The sequence below is a fragment of the Streptomyces sp. NPDC043876 genome, assembly GCF_056435825.1.
Genome location: NZ_JBWKDV010000040.1, coordinates 1 through 6,958 on the forward strand (window position 1 = coordinate 1; position 6,958 = coordinate 6,958).

The 6,958-nt window shown below is 69.8% G+C and carries 6 protein-coding genes and 1 pseudogene; 4 read left to right on the top strand and 3 right to left on the bottom strand.

Features of this window, described 5'->3' with window-relative positions; all coding sequences use genetic code 11:
• Positions 1-311: 311 nt before the first annotated feature.
• Positions 312-923 (top strand): annotated as a pseudogene (locus AC0693_RS38495) (zinc-binding dehydrogenase); the annotation flags it as partial.
• Positions 924-1,242: 319 nt separating this feature from the next.
• On the opposite strand, the gene AC0693_RS38500 reads toward AC0693_RS38495, so the two are convergent.
• Entirely contained in the window at positions 1,243-2,112 is an 870-nt protein-coding gene (locus AC0693_RS38500; protein WP_468472808.1) for a slipin family protein, read from the bottom strand.
• A 160-nt stretch (positions 2,113-2,272) separates the two neighbouring features.
• Complete coding sequence (locus tag AC0693_RS38505) at positions 2,273-2,902, bottom strand: CBS domain-containing protein (RefSeq protein WP_478804590.1); 630 nt, start codon at positions 2,900-2,902, stop codon at positions 2,273-2,275.
• A gap of 269 nt (positions 2,903-3,171) precedes the next feature.
• Here AC0693_RS38505 and AC0693_RS38510 point away from each other — a divergent pair, with 269 nt between their 5' ends.
• The 3 genes from AC0693_RS38510 (at position 3,172) to AC0693_RS38520 (ending at position 6,823) form a co-directional block, all read left to right on the top strand.
• Positions 3,172-4,080 (top strand): universal stress protein, encoded by a 909-nt coding sequence (locus tag AC0693_RS38510; protein ID WP_478804591.1) that lies wholly within the window; start codon positions 3,172-3,174, stop codon positions 4,078-4,080.
• Entirely contained in the window at positions 4,077-4,940 is an 864-nt protein-coding gene (locus AC0693_RS38515; protein WP_469320845.1) for a universal stress protein, read from the top strand. Before AC0693_RS38510 ends, AC0693_RS38515 begins: the two co-directional genes overlap by 4 nt.
• Positions 4,941-5,107: 167 nt before the next feature.
• Positions 5,108-6,823 carry a GAF domain-containing sensor histidine kinase gene (locus AC0693_RS38520; RefSeq protein WP_469320846.1) on the top strand — a complete coding sequence of 572 codons (1,716 nt, stop codon included), beginning with the start codon at positions 5,108-5,110 and terminating at the stop codon, positions 6,821-6,823.
• Positions 6,824-6,832: 9 nt separating this feature from the next.
• On the opposite strand, the gene AC0693_RS38525 is transcribed toward AC0693_RS38520, so the two are convergent.
• On the bottom strand, positions 6,833-6,958 hold a 126-nt coding region (locus AC0693_RS38525), incomplete at its 5' end, for a LuxR C-terminal-related transcriptional regulator (RefSeq protein ID WP_478804592.1).

Below are 6,958 nucleotides of genomic sequence, written 5' to 3' on the forward strand. Positions count from 1 at the left end.
GAGTTGCCTGCGCGTCACCATCACAGTCCTACCGGATCCCACCCCTCCAAGAGGGCAAAACCCAACAGCTGATCACGACAGCACACAAGCCCTAGGAGGGCCGTCCCGCTGACACAGCTCTGCGCGCCACCGACATCTACTCGGCGCACGACAACGGCGGCCGCCTGCCTGTCGTCGAGGGCGACGTGCTCGCCGTCGCCCTGCACCGACGCGACGCGACGAAGGAGCCGGTCACCGCCGTCGCCGCGCACCTCGGCGACGGCCGCTCCAACCTCTACGCTCTCGCCGCCTATGACGAAGCCGCCGCGACGATGTTGAACGGCAAGGTGCGGCCCGGGGACACCGTCGTCGTGGTCGGTGCGGGCCCCGTGGGACTGGCGGTCATTGCCACGGCCCGGTTGTACTCGCCGGTTCGCGTCATCGCTGTCGATCGCGCGCCGTCCCGGCTGGCGGCGGCGCGCGAGCTGCGAGCGGACGCGGTCGTGAGCGCTGTCGAGGAACCGGAAGCGCTCGTGAGCGCCCTGACCGACGGTCTCGGCGCGAATGTCGTCATGGAGGCCGTCGGCGTGCTCGAGATCTTCGAGATGTGCACCCGCGCGGTCCGCCCCGGCGGCCGGGTCGCGAACATCGGCGTCCACGGCAAGCCCGCGACCCTGCACTTCGAAGACCTGTGGATCAAGGACATCACCATCACCACCGGGCTCGTGGACACCAGCTCCACGCCGATGCTGCTGCGCATGCTGGCGGCCGGTCGGCTGCCGACCTCGTCGCTGACCACGCATCGTTTCGAACTGGGGCAGATGGAGGAGGCGTACGAGGTGTTCGCCCGCGCCGGTGAGACGGGCACGCTGAAGACCGTGCTGGGCGGCCCGCGCCACGACGACCTGGGCGTGTCGAACCCGTCGCGCGTCCGGAAGGCCTGACGGCCCCGGGTGTGCCGCGTCGCCGGTGCTGACGCGGGGGCTGGTCGGCACCCCCGCGGCTGCCCGGACCGGGCGATGGAGCGCCTCGGCACGTGCGAACACGTCACGTACAGCGGCAGCATCACGCCACAACCCCCGGCACCCTCGCCCGGATCCTGGAGCGCCACGGCTGGTCCGGAGACCTCCGTGACGCCGAGTGAATCCGGACCTGGGCCCGGTGGACCGGCGCTGGCTCGCATGGCCCTGTGAAACGCGGCGGACCGCAGTTGGCACCGCCGTGCGGAGGAAATGCCCTCCGCACGGCGGTGCCAACTGTCGGTTACACGGTCTTGGCCGCTCCGTTGGGCAGGGGCGGGGCGGGGATTTTCGCGGCGAGTTCCATCGCGGGCGGTGCCTGGACCGGAGCGGCCGCACCGGCGGCCGAAGCCTCGCGGGCGAGGAAGGATCCGAGTTCGCCGATGGTGCTCATCAGCGGTGCGGGGAAGACCACGGTGGTGTTCTTGTCGACGCCGATCTCCACGAGGCTCTGCAGGTTGCGCAGTTGCAGGGCCAGGGGGTGGGCCATCATGGTGTCGGAGGCGTCGCCGAGTGCGGCGGCGGCCATGGACTCGCCCTCAGCGTTGATGATCTTCGCCCTCTTCTCGCGCTCGGCTTCGGCCTGGCGGGCCATCGCGCGCTTCATGCTGTCGGGGAGCTGGATGTCCTTCAGTTCGACCAGGGTGACCTCGACGCCCCATTCGGCGGTGGTGACGTCGAGGATCTCGCGGATGTCGAGGTTGATGCGGTCGGTCTCCGACAGGGTTTCGTCGAGGGTGTGCTGGCCGACGACCTTGCGCAGGGTGGTCTGGGCGATCTGGTTGATGGCCGGGCCCACGCTCTCGATGGCGATGACCGACTTCGTGGCGTCGACAACACGGAAGTAGGCGACCGCGGAGACATCGACGCTGACGTTGTCCCGGGTGATGATGCCCTGGGACTGGATGGGCATCGTGACGATCCGCAAGGACACCCGGTGCAGGACGTCCGCGAACGGAACGATGACCCGCAGGCCCGGTGCACGGGTCCCGGTGAGCCGGCCGAACCGGAACAGCACGCCTTGCTCGTATTGCTTGACGATCTTCAGGGCCATCGGCAGCGTTATCAGGGCAACGATAGCCAGAGCGATCAGCGGGAAGATCAGGACTTCCATGAAGGTGCTCCTCACGAAGTGCGGTGGCGGCGCGAGGGAATGACCCGGGTCCGTCCGCAGGACTCGGCAACTCTTCGATCGGGGGCGGCGAGCCTGCCTCCCTCCATGCTCGCGCGGGTGTGCGTGAGGCGGACAGGGGCCGAACGGTCCACACTCTGTATCAGCGGGGTGCGTCCTCGGTACTACGGTCCAGTGGAGCGGCGCGGGTGATGGTGTCGTCGGAGTGCGCCGTGAGCCGGTCGATGACCGCGACCACGCCGTCCAACTGTCCGGCGAGCCGGAGCGCGACGGGGATCAGACTGCTCTTGGGCAGCTGGCCGGCCAGGGTGACGACCCCGTCCACGACGTGCACGCTCACGGCGTCGGCGCCGATGCCCATCGTGTCCGCCAGCACGTCCTGGACCAGTACGCGGCGTATCTCGTGGTCCGGCCGGAGGAACACGCGCAGCAGATCCCGGCGGGTCACGATGCCGACCAGACGGTCCTCGTCGTCGATCACCGGCAGCCGCGTCACGCCGCGTCGGGTGATGAGGCGGGCGGCCTCGGTGACCGTCTGTTCGGCATGGATCGTGACGGCCGGCGCGGTCATCAAGTCCTGAGCGGTGAGCCGGTCTTGGACGAGCAGATCAGTCCGCGAAACGACTCCGAGGACGCGCTCGTCCGCGTCCACGACCGGCACGCCGCTGATGTCGTGCTCGACGAGCAGCGTGGCGACGTCGGTGGACGGGGTCCGCCCGGTGACCGAGACGACCTCGTCGGTCATCAGGAAGCCGACTTTGGCGTGCTTCATGAGCGGCTCTCCTGTCGGCTTCGGTCGAGCGAGAGCATCTTGCGGAGCGCCCTCACCAGCCACCATCCGCCCCGCACGCCCGCGGTGCGAGGGGCCGAACGGTCCTCTGTCAGGCCTGACCGGTCCCCTGCGGTGCACGGCAGGTGGGGCGGTGCATAGCGGGCAAGGGACCTTCGGTCCCTTGCCCGCCCCTTGCGGCCCATTCCTCGCGCGGGCCCGGGTGGCAGTGTGAAGGCACCCCCCGACGCTGTTCGACAGAGGAGGAAGCCATGGGAGGCTCCGCCCAACACCGTCCGGACCTCGGCACGGTCGTCGTCGGTGTCGACGGATCGAGCACCGCGCTGACAGCGGCATTGTGGGCCGCCGCCGAGGCGTTCCGACGCGACAGCACGCTTCACATCTTCTACGCGGGCGACACCGCCGACCGTGCCTTCTACCTCTCGGCGGAGATCATCGAACGCGTCCACGCGGAAGGCAGAGATCTGTTGGAGGTGACGGCCGCCGCGGTCTCGGAGCGGTTCCCGACCCTCCACGTCACCACGGAGTACAGCCGCCGGGGCCCCGTCTTCGGTCTGCACCGAGTGGGGGCGAAGTACGGCACCACCGTGGTCGGTCACCGCGGTCTGGGTGGGTTCGAGGCCCTGCGGCTCGGTTCGGTCGGTTTCGGGGTCGTGGCAGCCGCCACGACCCCCGTCATCGTGGTGCGCGGCGGCGAGGACCTTGCCGATAGCGGCGTGGTGCTGGCGGCGGTGCGGGACGAGTACGACCTCGAATGCGCGCGCCACGCCGCCCGCGAAGCGGAGCTACGCAAGGCAGCGCTGCGGCTGCTGACCGTGTGGAACACATTCCAGTACGCCGGAACCGCCGTCACCATGCTCGATGACGTCGACGAGTTCGCTGGCCGTCATGTCCGGAGTCTGAAGTCGGTCGCGGGACGCGTACGCGAGGAGTTTCCCGCGTTGACGGTGAACACCGACGCCGAGAAGAGCGTGTCCGTGGCTTCGGTCCTGGTCGAGGCATCGCGCCACGCGGACCTGCTCGTCATGGGAGGACGGCGATCGCCCGGGTACTTCGGGCCCACCCTGGGACGTATCACGCACAGTCTCCTGCACCACTCGCACTGCCCCGTGGAGCTCATTCCGCGGCACGATGAGGAGCAGGGGAGCGACGCGTCATGACGGACATCGCGGAAGGACGGGACATCGCAGTGGGGATCGACCCCACCGGAAGATGGCTCCTGCCCCTCGCCTGGGCTGCCGACGAGGCACACCGCCGCAAAGTACGCCTCCGGCTCGTCCTGGCCGTGCCCTCGCCCCACGACACCGAGCACATGATCGACGACACCGCGCAGCACAATGCCGTACGCCAAGCCAGCTCGGAGGCTCTCGAAGAAGCCGCGGTCTGGGCACGCGAGCGCCACCCCGAGACGGAACTGGCCACCACCCTGCGCGACGGCTACCCGGCACCCGTGCTCTGCGGGACGTCCAGACATGCCCGCATGGTCGTCCTCGGCTCGCGGCACCTGACCCGGCCCGAGGAGATCTTCAGCGGCTGCTCCGTCGTGCTGCCCGTCACCGCACAGGCTCACTGCCCGGTTGTCGTGGTGGGAGGCTCCGAGGGCATCGCCGAGGGCGCGCCCCATCTCGTCGTCGGAGTCGACGGCAGCGAGTCGTCGAAGACGGCCTTGGCCTTGGCCTTCCAGGAGGCCAGCCTGCGGTGCTGTGAGCTGCACGCGATTTCGGTGTGGCAGCCACCCGTCTTCTCCTTCCAGAACGAGACGGCGGCCGTCGGGGCCCAGCGCCGCATGCTGACTGAAACAGCCGCAGGCTGGGTGCAGGAGTACCCGGACGTGAAGCTGACCCACGAGGTGCTGACCGGGCATCCGGTGGAGAGCCTTGCCGAGGCGGCTGACCACGCCCTGGCGCTGGTCGTGGGCCGACGGGGCAGAGGCGGCTACACAGGCATCCGGCTCGGATCGGTCGTCCACGGGCTGCTGCACCGTGCGCACTGCCCTGTCATCACCGTCCCGAGCGGGTGAACGGGCATCGAGCCCTCGCCCGTGGACAACAGCCTGACCGGATTTCGCCACGGATCGACCCCTTACGCCCGTTGCCCGAGGCTTCGGCCATGACCGGCCTGCGGGCGGGGGACTAGGCTGAAGGCCGGGCTGGTGTGCAGAGCCCCTCGATGCCGACGGAGGTGTCCATGGTCGGGGACGATCGAGATGCGTCGGCGGGCCGGATTCCGCAGCCGAGACTGGACGCCCTCCAGGCACAGATCACCGACGCGCAGGGTACCCGTGACCGGCTCACGAGCCTGCTGGAGGCGGTCATGTCGCTGGGGCAGGAGCTGGACCTGGCCCAGGTGTTGCGCGGAATCGTGGAGGCCGCTGTCGTTCTCGTGGACGCGGAGTACGGCGCGCTGGGCGTCGTGGGGGACGACGAGAAACTCGCCGAGTTCCTCCCGGTGGGCATCAGCGACCAACTCCGGGCGCGGATCGGTACCCTCCCCGCCGGCCACGGACTGCTGGGCGAGCTGATCAGGCACCCGCGGCCACTGCGTCTGGGAGACCTCTCGGAGCATGCGGCTTCCGCTGGTTTTCCGGAGCACCATCCGCCGATGAGTTCCTTCCTGGGTGTACCGATCCGGGTTCGGGACGAGGTGTTCGGCAATCTCTACCTGACGGAGAAGCGGGGCGGCACGGACTTCGACGCCGAGGATGAAGGAGTCCTGTCGACCCTCGCGGTCGCCGCGGGAGTGGCCATCGACAACGCCCGTCTGTACGAGGAGGTCCGTCTTCGGGAGCGCTGGCAGTCGGCCAGCTCCGACTTCACGAGCGCGCTGCTGTCCGGCTCCTCGGAGATCGAAGTACTGGAAGGCATGCTGGAGCGGGCCCGGGACATCATCTCGGCCGAGATGTGCGTCTTCTACCAGGTGGGGCCCAGCGGCGAGCTGCGCGGCTCGCTGGCCCTGGGGGAAGGCGCCGAAGCGCATCGCGGGATCGTCTTGCCCGGTGGCGAGGGGATTCTCGCCGGGCCCGGCATGGCGCGGGACGGACTCGTCACTTTGGCGGATGTGGCCACCGACACCCGGGTGGCGGCGCAGCCGGACGTCTGGACGGGCTTCGGGCCGGCCGTGGCCGTCACGGTGGGCACCCGGGCGAAGCTACGGGGTGTACTGATGCTGGCGCGGCGTACCGGCCGACGGGCGTTCGCCGCGACCGAGGTGGCGCCCCTGCCCGGCTTCGCGGGTCAGGCCGCCCTGGCCTTGGAGCTGGCCGACCGGCGCCGGGACGGTGAGCACGTGAGCCTGCTCGGAGACCGCGACCGGATCGCTCGTGACCTGCACGATCTCGCGATCCAGCGGCTCTTCGCGACGGGGATGACCCTGCAGAGCGCCCAGCGCTTCGTGGAGCACCCCGAGGCGTCCGAGCGGCTGGGCCGGTCGATCGACGACCTCGACGAGACGATCAAGATCATCCGTACGACCATTTTCGGACTCCGTGACCACCAGGCGGCGGACAGCACGCCGAGACTCCGGGTCCGCGCGGTGCGGGCCGTGGGCGAGGCGTCAGCGCTGCTCGGGTTCGCGCCCGCCCTGCGCATGGAGGGGCTCATCGACACCGACGTGCCGGCCCCGGTCGCCGACGAAGTGGTCGCCGTCCTCGTCGAGGCCCTGACCAATGTGGCCCGGCACGCGCGGGCGGCTCGTGTGGAGGTCGGAATCGTCATGGCCGAAGGCGTGCTGGCCGTGACGGTGAGTGATGACGGCGTGGGCGTCGCGGAGGGCGGCCGTTTGAGCGGGCTTCGCAACCTCGCGGAGCGCGCCGAGGCCCACGGGGGCGGACTGTCCCTCTCCTCGCGCCCGGACGGTGACGGAACCCGGTTGGACTGGCGGATCCCGCTCGCTCCTCCCATGTGAGTACGCGCGTCAGCGGCCGGTTTCGTCGTGCTCGCGGACCTCGGCGGCGATCACGGCTGCCTGGACGCGGCGTTCGACGCCGAGCTTGGCGAGCAGCCGTGAGATGTGGTTCTTGACCGTCTTCTCGGACAGGAA

Excerpts from the sequence above, each read along its gene's own strand:
- AC0693_RS38515 (WP_469320845.1), top strand. The coding sequence starts at position 4,077 with ATGACGGACATCGCGGAAGGACGGGACATCGCAGTGGGGATCGACCCC.
- AC0693_RS38500 (WP_468472808.1), bottom strand. The coding sequence starts at position 2,112 with ATGGAAGTCCTGATCTTCCCGCTGATCGCTCTGGCTATCGTTGCCCTG.
- AC0693_RS38520 (WP_469320846.1), top strand. The coding sequence starts at position 5,108 with ATGGTCGGGGACGATCGAGATGCGTCGGCGGGCCGGATTCCGCAGCCG.
- AC0693_RS38510 (WP_478804591.1), top strand. The coding sequence starts at position 3,172 with ATGGGAGGCTCCGCCCAACACCGTCCGGACCTCGGCACGGTCGTCGTC.
- AC0693_RS38505 (WP_478804590.1), bottom strand. The coding sequence starts at position 2,902 with ATGAAGCACGCCAAAGTCGGCTTCCTGATGACCGACGAGGTCGTCTCG.